19 protein-coding genes and 5 tRNA genes are annotated in these 20076 nt (G+C 58.9%); 9 read left to right on the forward strand and 15 right to left on the reverse strand.

Annotation, left to right across the window (positions count from 1 at the left end; translation table 11 throughout):
- Positions 1–46: 46 nt before the first annotated feature.
- Positions 47–2203 carry a DUF1631 domain-containing protein gene (locus AB4P94_RS02040; RefSeq protein WP_395609193.1) on the reverse strand — a complete coding sequence of 719 codons (2157 nt, stop codon included), beginning with the start codon at positions 2201–2203 and terminating at the stop codon, positions 47–49.
- Positions 2204–2448: 245 nt separating this feature from the next.
- On the opposite strand from AB4P94_RS02040, the gene nadC reads away from it, so the two are divergent.
- Positions 2449–3297: a carboxylating nicotinate-nucleotide diphosphorylase gene (gene nadC / locus AB4P94_RS02045; protein ID WP_395609194.1), complete on the forward strand. Its 849-nt coding sequence runs from the start codon at positions 2449–2451 to the stop codon at positions 3295–3297.
- Positions 3298–3339: 42 nt separating this feature from the next.
- Here the strand turns inward: nadC and AB4P94_RS02050 are convergent, their stop codons facing one another.
- Positions 3340–3645, reverse strand: a complete 306-nt coding sequence (locus AB4P94_RS02050; RefSeq protein WP_395609195.1) for a DUF6388 family protein — start codon at positions 3643–3645, stop codon at positions 3340–3342.
- Positions 3646–4061: 416 nt separating this feature from the next.
- Here AB4P94_RS02050 and AB4P94_RS02055 point away from each other — a divergent pair, with 416 nt between their 5' ends.
- Positions 4062–6017, forward strand: a complete 1956-nt coding sequence (locus AB4P94_RS02055) for an acyltransferase family protein (RefSeq protein ID WP_395609196.1) — start codon at positions 4062–4064, stop codon at positions 6015–6017.
- 89 nt (positions 6018–6106) lie between these two features.
- On the opposite strand, the gene AB4P94_RS02060 is transcribed toward AB4P94_RS02055, so the two are convergent.
- A tRNA-Thr gene (locus AB4P94_RS02060) sits at positions 6107–6179 on the reverse strand.
- A 63-nt stretch (positions 6180–6242) separates the two neighbouring features.
- Positions 6243–6656 (reverse strand): pilin, encoded by a 414-nt coding sequence (locus tag AB4P94_RS02065; protein ID WP_395609197.1) that lies wholly within the window; start codon positions 6654–6656, stop codon positions 6243–6245.
- A gap of 203 nt (positions 6657–6859) precedes the next feature.
- Between AB4P94_RS02065 and AB4P94_RS02070 the strand changes: the two genes are divergently transcribed.
- The 4 genes from AB4P94_RS02070 to yacG are packed head-to-tail and all read left to right on the forward strand — an operon-like array spanning position 6860 to position 9748.
- The gene (locus AB4P94_RS02070) at positions 6860–8068 is read left to right on the forward strand and encodes a type II secretion system F family protein (RefSeq protein ID WP_395609198.1); all 1209 of its coding nucleotides are present in this window, start codon (positions 6860–6862) and stop codon (positions 8066–8068) included.
- Positions 8065–8931 (forward strand): prepilin peptidase, encoded by an 867-nt coding sequence (locus AB4P94_RS02075; RefSeq protein WP_395609199.1) that lies wholly within the window; start codon positions 8065–8067, stop codon positions 8929–8931. Before AB4P94_RS02070 ends, AB4P94_RS02075 begins: the two co-directional genes overlap by 4 nt.
- Positions 8928–9551 carry a dephospho-CoA kinase gene (gene coaE, locus AB4P94_RS02080; protein WP_395609200.1) on the forward strand — a complete coding sequence of 208 codons (624 nt, stop codon included), beginning with the start codon at positions 8928–8930 and terminating at the stop codon, positions 9549–9551. The genes AB4P94_RS02075 and coaE overlap by 4 nt, the downstream gene beginning before the upstream one ends.
- A complete protein-coding gene (gene yacG / locus AB4P94_RS02085) occupies positions 9548–9748 on the forward strand; it encodes a DNA gyrase inhibitor YacG (protein WP_003188437.1) in 201 nt (66 codons plus the stop codon). Before coaE ends, yacG begins: the two co-directional genes overlap by 4 nt.
- Here yacG and AB4P94_RS02090 read toward each other — a convergent pair.
- Both AB4P94_RS02090 and AB4P94_RS02095 read right to left on the reverse strand, forming a co-directional pair.
- Entirely contained in the window at positions 9745–9960 is a 216-nt protein-coding gene (locus AB4P94_RS02090) for a hypothetical protein (protein WP_025856597.1), read from the reverse strand. The genes yacG and AB4P94_RS02090 overlap by 4 nt on opposite strands.
- Positions 9961–10033: 73 nt before the next feature.
- A complete protein-coding gene (locus AB4P94_RS02095) occupies positions 10034–10723 on the reverse strand; it encodes an energy-coupling factor ABC transporter permease (RefSeq protein WP_395609201.1) in 690 nt (229 codons plus the stop codon).
- Between the two features lie 129 nt (positions 10724–10852).
- On the opposite strand from AB4P94_RS02095, the gene AB4P94_RS02100 reads away from it, so the two are divergent.
- The 3 genes from AB4P94_RS02100 to AB4P94_RS02110 all read left to right on the forward strand — a co-directional run bounded on the left by AB4P94_RS02100 (position 10853) and on the right by AB4P94_RS02110 (position 13104).
- Positions 10853–11482 carry a DUF1780 domain-containing protein gene (locus AB4P94_RS02100; RefSeq protein ID WP_083360208.1) on the forward strand — a complete coding sequence of 210 codons (630 nt, stop codon included), beginning with the start codon at positions 10853–10855 and terminating at the stop codon, positions 11480–11482.
- 89 nt (positions 11483–11571) lie between these two features.
- Positions 11572–11745 (forward strand): DUF3094 family protein, encoded by a 174-nt coding sequence (locus tag AB4P94_RS02105; protein WP_016971625.1) that lies wholly within the window; start codon positions 11572–11574, stop codon positions 11743–11745.
- A 60-nt stretch (positions 11746–11805) separates the two neighbouring features.
- Entirely contained in the window at positions 11806–13104 is a 1299-nt protein-coding gene (locus tag AB4P94_RS02110) for an NAD(P)/FAD-dependent oxidoreductase (protein WP_395609202.1), read from the forward strand.
- 50 nt (positions 13105–13154) lie between these two features.
- Here AB4P94_RS02110 and AB4P94_RS02115 read toward each other — a convergent pair whose 3' ends face one another.
- The 9 genes from AB4P94_RS02115 to rluD form a co-directional block, all read right to left on the reverse strand.
- Complete coding sequence (locus AB4P94_RS02115) at positions 13155–14042, reverse strand: LysR family transcriptional regulator (protein WP_395609203.1); 888 nt, start codon at positions 14040–14042, stop codon at positions 13155–13157.
- 30 nt (positions 14043–14072) lie between these two features.
- The gene (locus tag AB4P94_RS02120) at positions 14073–14807 is read right to left on the reverse strand and encodes a cysteine hydrolase family protein (protein WP_395609204.1); all 735 of its coding nucleotides are present in this window, start codon (positions 14805–14807) and stop codon (positions 14073–14075) included.
- 167 nt (positions 14808–14974) lie between these two features.
- Positions 14975–15051 (reverse strand) — tRNA-Pro (locus AB4P94_RS02125).
- Between the two features lie 94 nt (positions 15052–15145).
- A tRNA-Lys gene (locus tag AB4P94_RS02130) sits at positions 15146–15221 on the reverse strand.
- A 5-nt stretch (positions 15222–15226) separates the two neighbouring features.
- Positions 15227–15303 (reverse strand) — tRNA-Pro (locus tag AB4P94_RS02135).
- Between the two features lie 9 nt (positions 15304–15312).
- A tRNA-Asn gene (locus AB4P94_RS02140) sits at positions 15313–15388 on the reverse strand.
- 302 nt (positions 15389–15690) lie between these two features.
- Complete coding sequence (gene clpB, locus AB4P94_RS02145; protein ID WP_395609205.1) at positions 15691–18255, reverse strand: ATP-dependent chaperone ClpB; 2565 nt, start codon at positions 18253–18255, stop codon at positions 15691–15693.
- Between the two features lie 133 nt (positions 18256–18388).
- Positions 18389–19114, reverse strand: coding sequence for a peptidoglycan editing factor PgeF (gene pgeF, locus AB4P94_RS02150; RefSeq protein WP_395609206.1), 726 nt, complete (start codon positions 19112–19114; stop codon positions 18389–18391).
- Positions 19111–20073: a 23S rRNA pseudouridine(1911/1915/1917) synthase RluD gene (gene rluD / locus AB4P94_RS02155; protein WP_005784662.1), complete on the reverse strand. Its 963-nt coding sequence runs from the start codon at positions 20071–20073 to the stop codon at positions 19111–19113. Before rluD ends, pgeF begins: the two co-directional genes overlap by 4 nt.
- Positions 20074–20076: the final 3 nt, after the last annotated feature.

Below are 20076 nucleotides of genomic sequence, written 5' to 3' on the forward strand. Positions count from 1 at the left end.
GAGACGAGGTGTTACCAGTATGCCGCGTTCAGGCCTGTGGTTGCGATCACTTGCCGCGATTGAGTTGACGCAGGTTGGCGATCACTGCGGCCAGGGCGCGGTCGAACAGCAAACCATCATCCAGGACGCGCAACGCGCCCTGCTTGAACGCCATGGCCAATTGGCCAGCACTTTGATCGAGCACCTTGAGGCCCGTGCGGCTGACAAAAACGTAGGTATTGGCCGGCGCCATGATCGCGGTGAGCTTGCAGCGCAAGGTTGTGGCTTCATCCGGTTGAAGTTCGAACCAGTCGCCAATGCGCATTTGGTAGGCCCTCAACAGGTCCGGGTCATCAGAGGGCAAGTTTTCGATGGGATCTGGGGCGCCCCTATCGGCCACAAAAGGCTCACGCACTTCGATCAGCGTGTCGAGGCGTTCCGCGTCGAAGGATTGTGCGTGCATGGCCTGCAAGCGCACAAAAAACTCGCGCGTACTGAAAGGGTCGAACGCGGCGCTGGCCAAACCGTCACGCAAGGCCTTGAGCAGCCCGGGCAGTTGTTCCAGCAGATGCCGGCCCGCCTCGGTATCTTTCTGCAGGCTCACACTCCAGATCAATTCGTCCATGGTGCGCAGCCCCGCCTGCCATTGCACCGATTGTTCGCCGTGCTTGAGGCTGGCCAACAACAGTACCTGGCTCCAGGCCTGCTGGAGGAAATGCACCACCGCCAGCGGCAAGAGTTTGCCCAACACCCTGCGGCTTACCACGTCGGCCACCCGCTGACGGGCGGCCTGGGTGCGCACACGCCCTTCTTCAGCCTCTTGGGTGTGCTGCTCAAGCAATTCACTGCGGCGCCGCTCATCGGCGGCAAACGCGCTGAATTGCGCCAGCAACCGGGGGAAAATCGCCTGATCCTCAACGAATTCGTTGAGCAACTGCTGCACCACCTGCTCGATGCGCAGGTACAGACTGTCGCGCTGATAGTCGCCGCGCGGGCTCCAGCCAATAACGGCGGCGGCGATCTCATTGAGCAGGCGCCGCGCCGGATGGCCAGGGCGGCTGAGAAAGCTCTTGTCCAGCACCGCCACTTTCAGCAGTGGAATCTGCAGGCGGCCGATCAACGCCTTGAAGGCGTCCGGCACACTGCGGTCATTGCGCACGAACTCGAACAGCAAGGCCACCAGATTGATCGCGTCTTCGTCGGCATCTTCCACGACACGGGATTTACCGCTTTTCACACTCACCCGGGTCAACAGCTGCTCCAGCTGATTACGCAGGTCGAAATCGTCTTCAGCGTCGGGTTCCGGCACGTATTGCTGCAGGTGGGAGAGCAGGCGCAGCAGGTCGCGGCTGCTGATTGGCTGGGGTTCGGCGCTGGCTTCCAGGGTCGGCGCGACGCTGCCGCGCACAGCGGCCAGCAGTTTCTGCAAGGCTGCGAAGGCTTCCTGGCCCGTCTCATCGAGCGGCGGGTCTGCACTCGGCAGGCTGCCCTCGCGCTGCTGTTCTCGCGCTGCACGCCCACCCGGACGACGTGACGGCACAGCCTTGAGCTCAGGCAACACACCAGTGGCGACCAACAACTGGTTGGCTTCGCCAAACAACTGGTCGGCATCGCTGAGCACATACTTTTCAAAGAGTTTGAGCATGATCAGCTTGACGCGGATCTCCACGCCCAGGCTGCGCCCCGCGCATAAAAAGAACTCGCACAGCAGCGCCGGGCCCAGCGGGTTATCACGCTCATCCAGCGCCTTGCCCAGCAACGCGCTCAAGCGAGCAGTGAGTTGCCCCAATGCCAAGCCATCGCGATGCCGCACGCGACCGAGCATGGCCTCCAGCGCCACGGCTTTTTCCAGATCGTCATTGGAAGTACCCGGCGTAGCCTCATAGGACACCACAGGTAATAACTGCAACTCACCCCGGGCGGTCTGGCCCAGGCCGGCGAACGCGGCGAACAACTGCTCCATGAACACGCGCTCGAAATTCTTGCGCTTGAGCCGCAAGTCGCGCATGGCTTCGAAGAAAATGTGATGGTCGACATTGCTGCGGGCCTTGTCGGCCATTTCGAACAGGGTGTCGTCAGCGTTATCGAACAGTTCCTGCAAACCCTGTTGCAACTGCTGCGCGGCCTTGTCACGTACCTGCAGCAACACCACCGGCAAGCGCGCAAGCGGCGATGGCGTGGTCTGTGCCTTGTTGATGGGCACCACCTTTCCGTCAATGTGCATCCTGGCCTCCTGAAACGGCGGTGTAGGTTCGGGGAAAGATCGGCGGCGGGCCCTGTGGGCACTGCAAGTCACCGGTCATCACCAAGACGTCAAAGCTATGACGCCAATTGCAAGGCGCGAGATTATCTTGCAAACGAGGGCCATTGCGCCAGCAAACTCTGTCATTGCGCGGTAATTGGGTGGCGAGTCTGGGTTCAAAGGCGCACAGCCCCTATAATCGAGGCACTTTGTTTGTGGAGCCCGTTATGCCGAATCTCCGTCTTGCCGACCTCACCGCCGAAATCGAAGCCAACGTGCGCCGCGCGCTGCTGGAAGACATCGGCAGCGGCGACATCACCGCACAGTTGATCCCCGCCGAACGGCTGGCCAAGGCCACGATCATTACCCGCGATGCGGCCGTTATTGCCGGTACAGCCTGGGTGGATGCGGTGTTCCGCCAGCTCGACCCGCGGGTCGCGGTGCATTGGCAAGTGGCCGACGGTGAGCGCGTCAGCCCCAACCAGGTGCTGTTTCACCTCGAAGGCCCGGCCCGTTCGCTGCTCAGCGGGGAACGTTGTGCGCTGAACTTTCTGCAAATGCTGTCGGGCGTAGCGACCCGTGCGCAGTACCTGGCGGATTTTGTCGCCAGCACTCAGGTCAAGTTGCTGGACACCCGCAAAACCCTGCCAGGCCTGCGCCTGGCACAGAAATATGCAGTGACCTGCGGCGGCTGCCACAACCATCGCATCGGCTTGTATGACGCATTCCTGATCAAGGAAAACCATATCGCCGCGTGTGGCGGTATCGCTCAGGCCATTTCGGCCGCCCACAAGATCGCCCCCGGCAAGCCGGTGGAAATCGAAGTGGAAAGCCTGGAAGAACTGCGCGAAGCGTTGGCGGCGGGCGCCGATATCATCATGCTCGACGAATTGAGCCTGGACGACATGCGTGAAGCCGTACGGCTGAACGGGGGCAAGGCCAAGCTGGAAGCCAGCGGCGGGATCAACGAAACCACCCTGCTGCCCATCGCGCAGACCGGGGTGGATTACATCTCCATTGGCGCGATGACCAAGGATGTGAAGGCGGTGGATCTGTCGATGCGGCTGAGTATCTGAAAACGTTGAAAGGGCCGGTTTGCCGGCCCTTTCAATGAGGTTTCAAACCACCAGGTCATTCATCTCGCAATATTCTTCCCACTCGACACCCAGCACCTCTGCCGCCTCTTTGTGCAAGGCCAGCCGTGCGGCTTCGAACTCCTCCGGCGTCGAGGTGTACTTGAGGGTCAGTTCCCAAGGCTGATAGCCCTGGCTCTCGGCCTCATCCTCAAATGCCCACTGGATCTGGTCGCGCTGATCATCAGCGCTCAGGTCCTTGATCTCTTCTTTAAGCTGCGGCGACTCCTCGAGGTATTTCTCGAGGGCTTCTTCGTGCCGGGCTTCCTGGGTCTTTTCAGTCGTGGTCATGTTGTTCTCTTAGATCAAGGAATGGGGATGCATCTGGGTCATCAAGGTTGCGCAGATACAAAAGAGTGGGCACGAATGCCGCCTCGTCTGGCCTTCAGAACCATTCTGGGATCATCTGAAAACGTTGCCGTAGAACAATGTTGCATTTGTGCTTTGGACAGAAACCGCGTGTGGCACTTTATCACCAGCATTGGCTGGGCCTGCCCGGTTAAAACATTGCCTCTGTACCGCCCACTGTACTTTTTTCGCCTCGCTGGACCCTCTGATGGTCGTACTTGCCGACCGAGCACGGGCCAACTCGCTCAAGAATAGACCACACCACGCAAGCCGTATCAACCCTGACAAAGACCGGCGATCGCCTGTAGAATCCGCCCCCGCCATCAATTCGCCACCGGTAATCCGGAGAAAAGGAAGTCATGCAAGTTAAAAAACAAGTCTATAGGCCCGACATTGATGGGCTGCGCGCCATTGCCGTGTTGCTGGTCGTTCTCTACCACGCAAAATTCCCTGTGCTGGGTGGGTTCGTCGGCGTAGACGTGTTCTTTGTTATTTCCGGCTACTTGATTACGTCCATTCTGCGCAGGGAAATACTGGCCGGTCAGTTTTCGTTCAAGTCATTTTATGTTCGTCGCATCAAGCGTTTGTTGCCAGCCTACGTATTCATGATGATCTGCCTGGCTGCCTACTGTTACAACTACCTCATGCCGGACGACATGATATCGTTCGCCAAGAGCGCTGTTTATTCGATGGTAGCGGTCAGTAACATCTATTTCTTTTCGGGCACCGGCTACTTTGGGTCTGCCAGTACTGAGCCTTTACTGCATACCTGGTCAATTGCTGTAGAGGAACAGTTCTATATTGTCTGGCCCTTTATCCTGTTGGCGCTGGCGTGGATCAACAACAAGAAAGTCGCTCGCGTTGCAATTGTCGGACTGTTCGTTGTTTCGCTGGTTGCATCCGAGTATTACGCGGTTAACCATAAAAACGCCGCCTATCTGCTGCTGCCATTTCGTTTCTTTGAATTATTGATTGGCTGCATCCTCGCCGTGTACCAACACCGAATCGCGCGCCACACTACGATGCCGGGGTTCATGTCGGTCACGGGAATTGCATTGATTATTGGCAGTGCGCTGTTACTTGATGAGTCCTTTTCTTTTCCCGGTCTGAATGCGCTGCCTGTCTGCCTGGGTACCGCCTTGGTAATTGCCGCCGGTTTCCGGTCGCAAGCAGGGATCGGAACCAGGCTGTTGAGCCTCGCCCCTGTTCGATACGTCGGTAAAGTGTCCTATTCATTTTACCTGTGGCACTGGCCGGTGCTGGTGCTGGCAGCGTATCGAGGGATAGAACTCAACCATTTAAACGCCGCACTGCTGATGGCGATCGCCTTTGCTGCATCAGTAGTCAGCTTCCATCTGGTGGAAGAACGGTTCCGAAACGTTCGACAAAAAGGCTTCGCCCCCATCTTCGCCAGCATGTACATACTACCGCTCGCCTTTGCGGGTGCCTTCGCCTACATAGTGATTGCAAACGACGGCTACCGCGCACAGTCCGGAGCCTTGGTGGCTGAACTGGATGAAGCCAATACCTCGCATATTCAGCGCCCCAAATGCATCAGCGCCATGCTGGTAGGCAACGTAGAGGACTGCTACCTGGGCGTTGAGAAACCGAAAATGGATGGCATGCTTGTGGGTGATTCCTTTGCAAATGCTTACGCACCGTTCATTGGCGAGCTTGCAAAGGACGCCGGCCTGATGATCCACGACACAACGGCAGGTTCAACCCCGGCCATACCCGGTGTGTTCATGATGGACATGCAAAACAAGCTGTCCACAGAAGAAGCAATGAAGATCGCAAACTACAACACTGCTCGATTCGAACTGGCGAAAAAGCAAAAAATAGTGATCCTCTCAAACTTCTGGAACAACTACGCGGACTGGCAAGTCAGGTTCAGAATCCACAATGACAAAATAGAAGATGTAACAAACAACGCCGACGGCCTGCAAATGCAAACGGTGAAAGCTTATCTTGATGCGGGCGTAAAGGTAGTGGTGGTGGTTCAGCCATTCGCTGAAATTGGCAGAGCCGCAGTCAGCAAACTGCGCAGCATGAAGTTGAGGCATGCTGATGCGTCCGAGCTGATGCTACCGCCGGTTGAAAAAAATGAAGACCGGATAGAATACCGAATCAAAAAGGCTTTCCCGGAGATAGTATTAATTGATCCTAACGTTGTTCTTTGCAACGAGGCATGCACGTCGGTCATTGACGGAAAAATCATATTCCGCCTGGACGGATCACACCTCAATGCACCTGGAGCTGCAGCGCTTGGGGACGAATACATCAGGCGAGAGGGGAACCCCCTGAAATCGCTGTAATAAAAAGGGGCGTTTAGTACATAGCCGGACAATCGAATTTCTTGTTTGCCCTGCCGGGAACGCCTCGTAACGCTTAAGAAATCAACCTGTGCCCGAGACAGGAATCGAACCTGCGACCTTCGCGTTACGAGTGCGCTGCTCTACCGGCTGAGCTACACGGGCGGTGGGCTAAAGCTAGCACCGCATTGGCCATGCGGCAACTGACTCGCCACCACCCGGCGGGGCTTATGCGCCGTCCGCGCCGCAACCCTTGGCGACGTATTGCGCGTCAGCGGTGGTGGCGCATTTCCAGCCCGTAGTGGCACTGCGTGTCAAGGTGATGGTCTTGCCCAGCACGGGCGCCGGCGCATCGAGGATTTCACAGCTGATGGACCCGGCACCGGTAGCGACATCCCCGGTCACGTCAATCCTGCAGTTGGCGGTGGGGCTGGTGCCGCCGACCAACGCAACGGTCGGCACCGTGCCGCTGTTGATCGTCTCTTCGTAGCCGGCTTTCAACGCCGAAATTTCAGCCAGCCCTGCCGTGAACTTGGCCTTGGCCTGGTGCTTGGTGTACATGGGCAACCCGATGGTGGCCAAAATGCCGATGATCGCCACGACGATCAGCAACTCGATCAAAGTAAAACCTTTCTGACGCATCACATTCACTCTCCAGATATGGAACCCGATTCAGGGCGCTTCCTGCGCCCCGCAATGTGCAGCGGCGCCAGTGTACTCATCCGTGAGCGGTCAATCGCGTCCAGGACGCACAATCTGACATTTTATCCCGGGCCGGCCGCCTGCCCAAATCCGTCACCTGACTAAGCTATAAATCTTCAACTACCGGTGTGCGGAAACGCGTCATGAATGAAGCCTCAACGATCTACGCCTGGGAAGGCATCAACCGCAAGGGTCGCAGGGTATCCGGTAAAACTGCCGGAAAAAGCCTTGCCCTGATCAAGGCACAATTGCGCCAGCAAGGCATCTGCCCCAGCCGCGTGCGCAAGAAAACCCCGAGCTTGCCAAGCTTCGCTCCACCGATAAGGCCCGCCGATACTGCGCTGTTCACACGCCAGTTGGCGACCTTGCTGCGCGCCGGCATACCGCTGCTGCAAGCGTTCGATATCATCCGCGAGGGCTTCGACCACCGCCAGATGCGCGCACTGATACAAGGCTTGAAACAGGAAATCGCCGGTGGTAACACGCTGTCGGCAGCACTGCGCAAACACCCGCGCCACTTCGATGAGCTGTATTGCAACCTGGTTGCCGCCGGTGAACAGGCCGGCGCCCTGGAAACCCTGCTGGAACGGGTGGCGATTCATCTGGAGAAAAGCCAGCAGCTCAAGGCCCGCATCAAAAAGGCCATGACTTACCCTGCTGCCGTCATCGTGGTCGCGTGCGGGGTCAGCACAGTGCTGCTGATCCACGTGGTGCCGCAGTTCCAGAACCTGTTCGCCGGGGTCGATGGCAACCTGCCAAGCTTTACATTGGCTGTCATTGCCCTGTCCGAGTTCCTGCAGCGAGCCTGGTGGATGATTGCGCTGGGCACAGGCGGCGCACTCATCGGGTTTCGACAGGCCTATCAAAGCTCCCAGGGTTTACGTCATCAGGTGGACGCCGGTTTGTTGAACGTGCCTCTGGCAGGCACACTGCTGAAAAAATCCGCCATCGCCCGTTACGCCCGCACCCTCTCGACGACCTTTGCGGCGGGCGTGCCTTTGGTGCAGGCTCTGGGTTCCGTGGCAGGCGCGACGGGAAATGGAATGTTCAAACAGGCGATCGAACATATGCGTCACGATGTATCCACCGGCATGCAATTGCATCAGTCCATGACCCGCAGCGGTCTGTTTCCCCGCATGGCCATCCAAATGACGGCGATCGGAGAAGAGTCGGGCACTCTGGATAGCATGCTGGAGAAGGTTGCCGATCACTACGAGGCCGATGTGGATAACCTGGTCGACAACCTCACGAGCCTGATGGAGCCGTTGATCATGGTGATATTGGGTGGCATTGTCGGCGCGCTGGTGATCGCCATGTACCTGCCGGTGTTCCAGTTGGGGTCGGCATTTTGAGCCTGCTGCTGATTGAACGACCGTGGTTGTTTGTCGGGATCGCGCTGGTGTTGGGCCTGATCGTCGGCAGCTTCCTCAATGTGCTGGTGTGGCGCCTGCCGAAGATGCTGGAACGTGAATGGCGTGCCCAGGCCCAGGAGATTCTCGGCTTGCCGGCTGACCCCGAAGGCCCCGTTTACAACCTTGCGCAGCCCAATTCCTGCTGCCCGCAGTGCAACCAGCCGATTCGCCCCTGGGAAAACATTCCCCTGCTCAGCTACCTGATGCTCAGGGCGCGTTGTGCTCATTGCCGCGAGCCGATCAGCGCCCGCTATCCCTTCACGGAACTCGCCTGTGCGCTGATCTCTGGCGCAGTGGCCTGGCATTTCGGCTTCGGCTGGGAAGCAGGCGCGGTGCTGCTGCTGAGCTGGGGCCTGCTGGGAATGAGCCTGATCGACACGGACCATCAGTTGTTGCCGGACGTGCTGGTGCTGCCATTGCTGTGGCTGGGTTTGATCGCTAACGGGTTCGGCTTGCTGGCGACGCTGCACGATGCGCTGTGGGGCGCGGTCATTGGTTATATGAGCCTGTGGACAGTGTTCTGGGTGTTCAAGCGGGTCACCGGCAAGGACGGCATGGGCCACGGCGACTTCAAGTTACTGGCCCTGCTCGGTGCCTGGGGTGGTTGGCAGATTTTGCCGATGACGCTGCTGATGGCATCGCTGCTCGGGGTGTGTGCCGGGCTTGTGCTGATGCGTTTGCGCAAGTCCCAGGCCTCGGTGCCCATGCCTTTTGGGCCGTGCCTGGCAATTGCCGGCTGGATTGCATTGCTCTGGGGTGGTCAAATAACCGACTTCTATTTGCAGTCTGTCGGTTTCAAATGACCACTTCTGTCGCAACACCCTGGATTCTTGGCCTCACCGGTGGCATCGGCAGCGGCAAAAGCGCAGCCGCCCAGCACTTTATGGAGCTGGGCATCGACCTAGTCGACGCCGACCATGCCGCGCGCTGGGTAGTCGAGCCCGGCCGGCCGGCCCTGGCGCGTATCGCCGAGCATTTCGGTGGCGGCGTGCTGCAACCCGACGGCCAACTGGACCGCGCGGCGCTGCGCAAGCTGATCTTTGAAGTACCCGAAGAGCGCCGCTGGCTGGAAGCCCTGCTGCACCCGTTGATTGGCGAGGAAATTCGCAGCCACCTGGCCCGCGCCCGCTCGCCTTACGCGATCCTGGTGTCGCCGTTGCTGATCGAGTCCGGCCAATACAGCATGACGCAGCGCATTCTGGTGATCGATGTGCCGCAATCGCTGCAAATTCAACGTACCCTGCAGCGCGACGGCATCAGCGAGCAACAGGTGCAGGCGATTCTCAAGGCCCAGTCCAGCCGCGAAGACCGCCTGAACCATGCCGATGATGTGCTGGTCAACGACAAAGACCTCGCCTGGCTGCACAGCGAGGTCGAGCGACTGCATCACTTTTACCTTACTTTGCGTGGAGGCCGATCATGAGCCAACCCTTGACCGTCGACTGCCCAACCTGCGGCGCACCCGTGGAATGGAAAGCGACCAACCTCAACCGGCCGTTCTGTTCGGACCGTTGCAAACTCATCGACCTGGGCGCCTGGGCGGCCGAGGAACACAAGATTCCCGTGGCACCGGATGCTGAAGACGAGTTGTTTTCCGAAGACCTGCCGCCGCGCCATTAAGGCCGCATAAAGGCGTATTCCTGCTGGTCGTCGAGATTCTCTGCAAGGTATTGCAACTCGTCGGCCAGGTCTTCAAAAGTGCGCACACCCTTGCTCTGCTGCACCACTGCGCTGAGCATGGCGCGAAGGGTCAAACCCGGGTCGAAGCCGATTTCCTGTGCCGCATCCTGGCTTCTGCGCAACTCCTGCCGTGCCCACTCGTACACACTCATGGTTCGTGCTCCCGCTCGCTCAAAAAGTTTCGCGGAGCATGGGCCTGCCGGGCTGCCCGGGATTTGATCTGGATCAACGCTGCGAATCGTCATCCTTCCACGGCGCCGAGAGATAACGTGCGCGATTGAAGGTCTCCAGCCATTCAGGGCAAAACACCACCAGTGCGCTGATGACCATGCCGTTGATAAAAGCTTCGGGGAAGATGATCAGCCACAGGTAACCGACGAAGTCTTCCAGCCACTCGGGCATTGCGAAACGGCCGTCGAACCACAGCAACCCAAGCCCGACCAACAGACACAGCAAGGCTGACAGCGCGGCGGCAAAGAAACCGGAGCAAAAGATATACACAAAGGGGTTTCGCGGTTGCGCCCGCTCAACCAGCAGCGCGCACGTTTCGGTCACCAGCACCGGCAGCGCGATCAGCAATAAACCGTTGACGCCGACAGCCGCCAGGTCCTGACGCCCGAGCAACACCAGCCCCACCTGCGCGGCGAGCCCGCCAACGATTGCCAAAGGCCAGTCGAGCAGCAAAGTGACAGCCGTCATGCCGATAAAATGGTAAGAGACGCCGGTATCGAAATCCCGCCGCACCAGCCACAGCATGAACAGCGCGAACACCGTGCCGAACAACAAATGCTGGCGCCGTCGGTCGGCAAACAGCTCCACCCACGGCGAACGCAGGATTGCCCACATCACCAGCGGCGCATAAAGCAGCCAGCCGATAACGAGAGTTTGCGGTGCCAATACCGCTGCGCTGATCACGAATGCTGCCTCTCTGCATGAAACCTCATCACGCACCTCATCCCTGCGGTTGCCGTTGAGTCGTCAGTCTATACCCGTGTTTTAAAGCAAGACTTCCTGCGGTCATCATTTGGACGCTAAGCTGCCACTATGGATGACTCAGATTATTTGCGCCTGCTCACCGTAGCGGCCGAACAAGCCAATGCGTTTTTGTCCAATGCCCGCAAATGGGAGCGTGAGCGTTGGGTCTGCCAGCGCCTGTTGCAAGGCCTGAATGTGCCCTACCGCGCCGAAGAGTTTCACGCCGCCGGCCAGGAACCGCCCGACGTACTGTTTCGGGATGCCAGTTTCGAGGTGTTTTTCGTACTGGATGAGGGGCGCCGCCTGAACGACGAGTGGCGCGATGAGTTGTTGCGCCGGCGCAGTGCGTTTTCCCTGAGTCAGCTGGTGCGGCGCGAGGCCAAACCGCGACGCATCCCGGCCCATGAGTTTCTGCTGCGTCTGGCGCCGACCCTGCGCAAAAAAGCGCATAACTACAAAGAACGCGGGATGGACCTGGGCGAGCTGGACCTGATCGCCTTCACCAGCCTCAAGCGCGAAGTACTGGACCTCAACAGCCACTTCCCGCCGCCCACCGAATACCTGCGCCAGGGCTGGCGCTCGCTGTCCCTCGTCGGGCCGACCTTCGCCCGCGTGCTGTTCGCCCACCCGGACGCACCGGACTTCTTGCGCAACAACCTGGGCCGCAGCATAGTATTCGACGTGGGCATCAGCCTGTGACGCGGGCACAGGCTACGCTTGTGGCAATCGCGCCAAGCCGCTGACTGTAACGTGGCGCTCTTTTGCAACGTCTACCTGACGAGGCCTTTATGACCAGCCGCCTGAACCCCGATGACCAACAGCATGTCGAAGAGTACCTGCAACTCTCCCAGAACAGAGTCGAGCGCAAGCCTTTCAGGCCGTGGCTGCTCCTCGTTGTGGTGCTGGTGGCCGTGATCGGGCTCGGTCTGCTGAGCCGCCTTTTGAGTTACCTGACGCTATGAGCTGCCTGGCGCTCGCGGGGGTAACTGCTCCGATTTCTTTTAGCCTTGCGAGATATCCCCATGACCCATCGTATTATTATCGTCGGCGGCGGCGCCGGCGGCCTGGAGTTGGCTACCCGCCTGGGTAAGACTCTGGGCAAGCGCGGCACCGCCAGCATCACGCTGGTGGACGCCAACCTGACCCACATCTGGAAACCGCTGCTGCATGAAGTGGCTGCAGGCTCGCTGAACTCATCGGAAGACGAACTCAATTATGTCGCCCAAGCCAAATGGAACCACTTCGAGTTCCAACTGGGGCGCATGAGCGGGCTCGACCGTGAGCAAAAGAAAATCCAGCTGGCCGCTACCCTTGATGAAGAAGGCCGTGAACTGGTGCCTGCACGCGTGCTGGGCTACGACAGCCTGGTGATCGCGGTCGGCAGCACCACCAATGATTTCGGCACCGAAGGCGCGGCGCAGCACTGCCTGTTCCTCGATACCCGCAAACAGGCCGAGCGTTTCCATCAACAACTGCTCAACCACTACCTGCGCGCCCATGCCGGGCAAACCGATGTGGAAGAAAACATCAGCGTCGCCATCGTCGGCGCCGGCGCCACCGGCGTCGAACTGGCCGCCGAGCTGCACAACGCTGCTCACGAACTGGCGGCTTACGGCCTGGACCGCATCAAGCCGGAAAACATGCACATCACCCTGATCGAAGCCGGCCCACGGGTATTGCCTGCCCTGCCCGAGCGCATTGGCGGGCCTGTGCATAAAACCCTCGAGAAGCTGGGTGTGACGGTACTGACTAACTCGGCAGTGAGCGAAGTGACGGCAGACGCACTGATCACCAGCAGTGGCCAGGTCATCCCGGCCAGCCTGAAAGTCTGGGCCGCCGGCATCCGCGCCCCGGGTTTCCTCAAAGATATTGATGGCCTGGAAACCAACCGCATCAACCAGCTGCAAGTGCTGCCGACCCTGCAAACCACCCGCGATGAAAACATTTTCGCCTTTGGTGACTGCGCCGCCTGCCCGCAACCGGGCACCGACCGCAATGTACCGCCACGCGCCCAGGCGGCTCACCAGCAGGCATCGTTGCTGGCCAAATCGCTGAAGCTGCGCATTGAAGGCAAGGACTTGCCAACCTACAAGTACACCGACTACGGCTCGTTGATTTCGCTGTCGCGGTTCTCGGCGGTGGGCAACCTGATGGGCAACCTGACCGGCAGCGTGATGCTCGAGGGCTGGTTGGCGCGGATGTTCTATGTGTCGCTGTACCGCATGCACCAGATGGCGTTGTACGGTTTTTTCCGCACGGCCATGTTGATGCTCGGCAGCAAGATCGGGCGCGGCACTGAGCCAAGGCTCAAGCTGCACTGACGCACTGTACGGCAGTAAAAAAATCCCCCGGTCTTGCGACAGGGGGATTTTTATTGGGCGCGGTAAAACTCGGCCATGTGGTCGACAAACGCCCGCACCTTCGGCGCAAGGTGCCGGGACTGTGGATAAAGCGCGTAGTAATGTCGCTCGCCCAATGAGTAATTGGGCAGGATAGGCACAAGCTGGCCCTGCGCCAGATCATTGCGCACCGTGGCCTGGGTGAAACACGCGATGCCCGCGCCGGCGAGGGTTGCCGCGTGCAGCGCACTGATTGTATTGGTTCTGAATTGCCCCGAAGGCGTGACCCTGACCGCCCCGCCGCGCACTGTGCTCAGTTCCCAATCCGAAGAGGCACCGACAAAGGTCAACAGGCGATGCTTGTCGAGCTCCTGGGCAGTGCGGGGCAAGCCATAGCGGTTGATATAACCCGGTGATGCCACCAGGACCTGCCTGGAAACCGTCAACGTGCGTGCAATCAGCGAGGTATCCGCCAGTGCGTTGGCAATTCGTATTGCCACATCAAACCCGGCGGCCACCAGGTCGACGAACTGATCATCGCAACACAACTCAAGCTCTATGTCTGGATAGCGTCGCTGAAAACCTGGCAGCCAGTGCGGCAAGTCCAGCGTGCCCACCACTAAGGGCACGCTGACCCTGAGCAAGCCTTCAGGTCGCTGATGGCCACTGGCAATGAGCTGGGACGCCGCATCGATACGTTCGAGGATATCCACACACGCCGCGTAGTACTGCTCTCCCGCCGAGGTCAGGCTGAACCGTCGCGTGTTGCGGTTGATCAACTGGGCGCCCAGCTCAACTTCCAGCTGCTGCAATTGCCGGGAAATCGTCGAGTGCGTAGTGTCCAGGCGTTCCGCTGCAGCAGAAAAGCCCTTGGCCTCGACGATGCACCGAAAGGCGCGCATGGCAGATAACTGGTTCATCAAACAGGCTATCCCGGGCAAATCAAAGAATCAGTTAACCGGCAGAGCGAGGATTTGCGACGTGGTCAGCACCGAACCAAAGGTGTCTTCGATTTCAGCCAATGCCGAATTGTGCAGTTCATCCTTGTTAACCGAACGGCCATCAGCACGGGTAATCGCCCGAGTGGCTGTGGCGTCGGATGCTACCACAACGTCGTAGCCCAACGGCGCAGCGTCCCGGGCGGCGCCAGCGACGCAGGCGTGGGTCATCAGGCCGGTGATAATCAGGGTTTTGACGCCTGCCTTTTTCAGTTGTGCATCTAGGTCGGTGCTGGCGAACACGCTGACGGTGGTTTTCTGCACGAGCTTGTCTTGTGGGCGTGGCTTCATCAGCGGGTGAAAGTCCACAGTCTTGCCATCGTTGGCAAACACTGCGGCGCCCGCCGGTGCGATGTGTTGCACGTGAATGACCTGGATATGTTGCGCGTCGGCAAACTCAATCAAGCGACGGGTGTTTTCCAGGGCTTTCAACCTGTCCGGGATCGGCATGCGACCGGTGAAATATTCATTCTGGAAGTCGATGACCAACAAGGCGGTAGTTTTCGGGGCCAGCCGCTCGGTTGGCTTGGCACCGGACATGGCGCGAATGGTGGGGTGCTGGTTCGCGGCGGTTTCGGCGGCGACAGCACACTGCCCGAGCCCCATCAGCATGCCCAGACCAACAAGGGTGGTCTTGAGCAGCGCGGGCAACGAACGAACGGGTTGAATGGCCAAGATAGGGGTCATGATGCGGGTTCCTGTGTAGGTGAGTAACTGACGAGGCCCAGTCTAGGAGGTCTCGACCGCTGCACCAACGCACCAATCAGCACAATATATGTTTGAAAACTGCACAAACGAGATCAAAAAACAGGCAAAAAAAATCCCCGTATCTGTCGATACGAGGATTTTTAATATGGTCGGGGTAAGGGGATTCGAACTCCTGACATCCTGCTCCCAAAGCAGGCGCGCTACCGGACTGCGCTATACCCCGGTAAAAAAAAGGCGACCTTTCAGTCGCCTTCTTCGATCAGCGCTTTTGGCCTCTGATCTTAAGATTCGATTCCAGCGTTAACTGGTCTCAAAAATGGTGGGTCGTGTGGGATTCGAACCTACGACCAATTGGTTAAAAGCCAACTGCTCTACCAACTGAGCTAACGACCCAAATATGGTCGGGGTAAGGGGATTCGAACTCCTGACATCCTGCTCCCAAAGCAGGCGCGCTACCGGACTGCGCTATACCCCGGTTTGAAATTGGCTCCGTGACCAGGACTCGAACCTGGGACCCAATGATTAACAGTCATTTGCTCTACCGACTGAGCTATCACGGAACTACATATTTCAAAGTACAACTTTTACTGCTATCCAACCTTCTCTTCGACTTGCCCGTATCGCTACGTTCATGTGTCTGAGGCGCGCTATTCTACAATCTTAAAAACCCCTGTCAACCCTTTAAATTGCTTTTAAGACAATGATTTGCGCTTGTTTCTGATTTCTTCTTGGGGAGAAGAAACCCGTGGGCTGACGTTGCTGCGGGGCGCACTTTACAAGCCTTTGCCTTACAGTTCAACGCCCTATCGAAAAAAAAGGCCCCGCAATGCGGGGCCTCCTCTTATCGCCATACAGGCCGGGCTCAATGGAAGACGATTTCGTCGTTTTCCACTGCCGCTTTGACGCTGGTGCCCGGCATGAAGCTGCCCGACAGAATCAACTGCGCCAACGGGTTTTCGATCCAGCGCTGGATCGCACGCTTCAGCGGCCGTGCGCCATACACCGGGTCGTAACCGACCGCGATCAGCTTGTCCAACGCCTCATCGCTCAGTTCCAGGTTCAACTCGCGCTCAGCCAGACGGCCACGCAGGCGACCCAACTGGATCTCGGTAATGCCTGCGATTTGATCCCGCGCCAGAGGCTCGAAGATCACCACTTCGTCGACCCGGTTGATAAACTCCGGGCGGAAGTGCGACGTCAGCGCATCCATCACCGCAGCGCGCTGGCCTTCACGATCGCCTACCAGCTCCTGGATCTGCGCCGAGCCCAGGTTGGAGGTCATCACGATTACCGTATTACGGAAGTCCACCGTACGCCCGTGGCTGTCGGTCAACCGGCCATCTTCCAGCACTTGCAACAGGATGTTGAACACATCCGGGTGCGCCTTCTCGACCTCATCCAGCAGGATCACCGAGTAAGGCTTGCGGCGCACGGCTTCGGTCAGGTAACCGCCCTCTTCATAGCCCACATAGCCTGGTGGTGCGCCAATCAGACGGGCCACCGAGTGTTTCTCCATGAATTCGGACATATCGATCCGCACCATGGCCTCTTCAGTATCAAAGAGGAATTCGGCCAAGGCCTTGCACAACTCGGTTTTACCCACGCCGGTCGGGCCGAGGAACATAAACGAGCCGCTTGGACGGTTCGGATCGGACAAACCGGCCCGCGAACGCCGCACCGCGTTGGACACTGCCACCACCGCCTCTTCCTGGCCGATGACGCGCTGGTGCAGCAGGCTTTCCATCTTCAGCAACTTGTCGCGCTCGCCTTCGAGCATTTTCGACACCGGAATGCCGGTCCACTTCGAGACGACTTCGGCAATTTCTTCCTCGGTCACCTTGCTGCGCAGCAACTGGTTCTCGGGTTTGCCATGCTGGTCGACCATCTGCAGGCTGCGTTCCAGGTCCGGGATCACCCCGTACTGCAGTTCGGCCATGCGGTTCAGGTCACCTTTACGGCGCGCGGCTTCCAGCTCCTGACGAGACTGCTCGATCTTTTGCTGGATCTGCGCAGAACCCTGCACTTCAGCTTTTTCCGACGTCCAGATTTCTTCCAGGTCGGAATACTCGCGCTCCAGACGGACAATTTCTTCCTGGAGTTTTTCCAGGCGCTTTTTCGCCGCGTCGTCTTCTTCTTTCTTCAACGCCTGGGATTCAACTTTCAACTGAATCAGGCGCCGGTCCAGACGGTCGAGCACTTCCGGCTTGGAATCGATCTCCATACGAATGCGGCTGGCCGCTTCGTCGATCAGGTCGATAGCCTTGTCCGGCAATTGACGGTCAGTGATGTAGCGATGGCTCAATTTCGCCGCCGCAATGATCGCGCCGTCGGTGATAGCCACCTTGTGGTGAACCTCATAGCGCTCTTTCAAGCCACGCAGGATTGCGATGGTGTCTTCTTCGCTCGGTTCTTCCACCAGTACTTTCTGGAAGCGCCGCTCGAGGGCCGCGTCCTTTTCAATGTACTGGCGATATTCGTTGAGCGTGGTCGCACCGACGCAGTGCAGCTCGCCGCGCGCCAAGGCCGGTTTGAGCATGTTGCCGGCATCCATGGAGCCCTCGCCTTTACCGGCGCCGACCATGGTGTGCAATTCGTCGATAAACAGAATGATCTGCCCTTCCTGCTTCGACAGCTCGTTGAGCAGGGATTTCAGGCGTTCTTCGAACTCGCCACGGAACTTGGCACCGGCAATCAGCGACCCCATGTCCAACGACAACAGGCGTTTGCCTTTAAGGCCGTCCGGCACTTCACCATTAATGATGCGCTGGGCCAAACCTTCGGCAATTGCGGTTTTACCCACGCCAGGCTCACCGATCAATACCGGGTTGTTCTTGGTGCGGCGTTGCAGCACCTGGATGGTGCGACGGATTTCATCGTCACGGCCGATCACCGGGTCGAGCTTGCCCTCTTCGGCACGCTTGGTCAGGTCGACGGTGTATTTATCCAGGGCCTGGCGCGACTCCTCATGGTTGGGGTCATTCACCGCATCGCCGCCACGCAGGTTGTTGATGGCGTTTTCCAGGGCTTTCTTGCTCACACCCTGGCCCAGCAACAATTTGCCGAGCTTGCTGTTCTCGTCCATCGCGGCGAGCAACACCAGTTCGCTGGAGATGAACTGGTCGCCTTTTTGCTGGGCGAGGCGGTCAGCCTGGTTGAGCAGGCGCGCCAAGTCCTGCGACATGTTCACGTCGCCGGTGGGGTTCTGGATTTTCGGCAGTTGGTCGAGCTCTTTGCTCAACTCCTTGCGCAGGCTGTTGACGTCGAAGCCCACCTGCATCAGCAAGGGCTTGATAGAACCACCTTGCTGTTCCAGGAGCGCCTGCATCAAGTGCGCAGGCTCGATGGCCGGGTGGTCGAGGCCCACCGCCAGGGATTGAGAATCCGATAAAGCCAACTGCAATTTGCTGGTTAAACGATCAATACGCATTAGTCACCTTCCTTTTGAGCAGGCCGGAGCTAGAAATACACATCCTGAATGAAGAAACCTGCCAGATACCCTTATAGATGGGGTGGATTCTGGAAGATTCAAGCTGTGGATAGTTGACGCAGATCAGAAGAGTCTAGCGTTCCAGCCAGATAAGGGAGGCGAACCGACCGGTGCGCGGGTTGCGCCGGTAGGAAAAGAAACGAGGGTCAGTCACGGTGCAGAATCCGCCGCCATAAACAGCAGTGACACCCCGCGCTGCCAGACGCAGGCGCGCCAGCTGGTAGATGTCAGCCATGTATTTGCCGGGGTTGCGGCTCGGCACAAAGGCTTCAGCGGTCACCGGCAGTTGCTGCATGAAGGCTTCACGTACCTCCGGGCCGACTTCAAAGGCTTGCGGGCCAATGGCCGGACCCAGCCAGACCAACACGTCGGCCGGCTCGGCGCCCAGGCTTTCGAAAGTAGCCTCAAGCACCCCCGCCGCGAGACCACGCCAACCGGCATGGGCGGCCGCTACGCGAGTGCCTGCACGGTTGCAGAACAACGCGGGCAGGCAATCGGCAGTCATGGAAGTGCAGGCGATACCCGGTGTGCGGGTCCAGCTGCCATCCGCTTCGACCGTGCGCGACGGGTTGGCCTCGACCACTGTCACCCCGTGGACCTGACGCAACCAGGCGGGCTGGATATCAAAGGCATCGGTAAGGCGGCGGCGATTTTCGAGCACGGCCGCAAGGTCATCCTCGACATGATCGCCCAGATTGAGGCTGTCGAACGGCGCCACACTGACGCCGCCCGCACGGGTGGTGACGCAGGCTTTGACTCCCGACGGCGCGGGCCAGTCAGGAATCAGCCAGTCACTCATCCGATAAACGCCTCACGATCCTGCTTGAGCAGCGACAACAACCAGACCAGGTCGTCTGGAAGAGGCGATTCCCAGCTCATCCGCTTACCGCTCGTCGGATGATCCAGCTCCAGGAAGCGTGCATGCAACGCCTGGCGCGGAAAGCTTTTCAGCGATTCAACCATGGTCTGACTTGCCGCCGGCGGAATGCGGAAGCGGCCACCGTAGGCAGGATCCCCGACCAGCGGGAAATTGATATGCGCCATGTGCACACGAATCTGGTGGGTGCGACCGGTCTCCAGCTTCACCCGCACATGGGTGTGGGAGCGAAAACGCTCCAGCACACGGTAGTGGCTGACGGCCTGCTTGCCGCCTTCCATCACCGCCATACGCTGGCGCTGCTGGCCGTGGCGACCGATCGGGGCGTTGATCTTGCCACCCGCCACCACGACGCCGATCACAATGCACTCGTAGATCCGGCTGACGCTGCGGCTTTGCAGTTGTGTGACCAACTGCGTCTGGGCCTGGATGGTCTTGGCCACCACCATCAAGCCGGTGGTGTCCTTGTCCAGGCGGTGCACGATGCCGCAGCGCGGGACATTGATGATGTCCGGCACGTGGTGCAACAAGGCATTGAGCAAGGTGCCATCAGCGTGCCCGGCCGCCGGGTGAACCACCAGGCCTGCGGGTTTGTTGATGACCAGGATGTCGTCGTCTTCATAGACGATATCCAGCTCGATATCCTGGGCAACCCATTCTCCCTGGGCTTCCTGCTCGGCAGTCAGCTCAAGAATCGCACCGCCATGGACTATGTCTCGCGGGCGGATAACCGCTCCATCCACAGTCAGGCGGCCGTCTTTGATCCAGGCGGAAAGGCGCGAGCGCGAGTGCTCAGCGAATAATTGTGCGGCGACTTGATCGAGGCGTTGGCCGCCCAATTCGGACGGCACCTCTGCGCGAAGTTCAATTTTATCGGACATGCT

Origin of the sequence: Pseudomonas sp. B22129, from assembly GCF_044218875.1 — a bacterium.
Taxonomy (GTDB): Bacteria; Pseudomonadota; Gammaproteobacteria; order Pseudomonadales; family Pseudomonadaceae; genus Aquipseudomonas.

Coding starts and splice junctions, on each gene's coding strand:
- AB4P94_RS02040 (WP_395609193.1), bottom strand. CDS start 2,203: ATGCACATTGACGGAAAGGTGGTGCCCATCAACAAGGCACAGACCACG.
- nadC (WP_395609194.1), top strand. CDS start 2,449: ATGCCGAATCTCCGTCTTGCCGACCTCACCGCCGAAATCGAAGCCAAC.
- AB4P94_RS02050 (WP_395609195.1), bottom strand. CDS start 3,645: ATGACCACGACTGAAAAGACCCAGGAAGCCCGGCACGAAGAAGCCCTC.
- AB4P94_RS02055 (WP_395609196.1), top strand. CDS start 4,062: ATGCAAGTTAAAAAACAAGTCTATAGGCCCGACATTGATGGGCTGCGC.
- AB4P94_RS02065 (WP_395609197.1), bottom strand. CDS start 6,656: ATGCGTCAGAAAGGTTTTACTTTGATCGAGTTGCTGATCGTCGTGGCG.
- AB4P94_RS02070 (WP_395609198.1), top strand. CDS start 6,860: ATGAATGAAGCCTCAACGATCTACGCCTGGGAAGGCATCAACCGCAAG.
- coaE (WP_395609200.1), top strand. CDS start 8,928: ATGACCACTTCTGTCGCAACACCCTGGATTCTTGGCCTCACCGGTGGC.
- yacG (WP_003188437.1), top strand. CDS start 9,548: ATGAGCCAACCCTTGACCGTCGACTGCCCAACCTGCGGCGCACCCGTG.
- AB4P94_RS02090 (WP_025856597.1), bottom strand. CDS start 9,960: ATGAGTGTGTACGAGTGGGCACGGCAGGAGTTGCGCAGAAGCCAGGAT.
- AB4P94_RS02100 (WP_083360208.1), top strand. CDS start 10,853: ATGGATGACTCAGATTATTTGCGCCTGCTCACCGTAGCGGCCGAACAA.
- AB4P94_RS02105 (WP_016971625.1), top strand. CDS start 11,572: ATGACCAGCCGCCTGAACCCCGATGACCAACAGCATGTCGAAGAGTAC.
- AB4P94_RS02110 (WP_395609202.1), top strand. CDS start 11,806: ATGACCCATCGTATTATTATCGTCGGCGGCGGCGCCGGCGGCCTGGAG.
- AB4P94_RS02115 (WP_395609203.1), bottom strand. CDS start 14,042: ATGAACCAGTTATCTGCCATGCGCGCCTTTCGGTGCATCGTCGAGGCC.
- AB4P94_RS02120 (WP_395609204.1), bottom strand. CDS start 14,807: ATGACCCCTATCTTGGCCATTCAACCCGTTCGTTCGTTGCCCGCGCTG.
- clpB (WP_395609205.1), bottom strand. CDS start 18,255: ATGCGTATTGATCGTTTAACCAGCAAATTGCAGTTGGCTTTATCGGAT.
- pgeF (WP_395609206.1), bottom strand. CDS start 19,114: ATGAGTGACTGGCTGATTCCTGACTGGCCCGCGCCGTCGGGAGTCAAA.
- rluD (WP_005784662.1), bottom strand. CDS start 20,073: ATGTCCGATAAAATTGAACTTCGCGCAGAGGTGCCGTCCGAATTGGGC.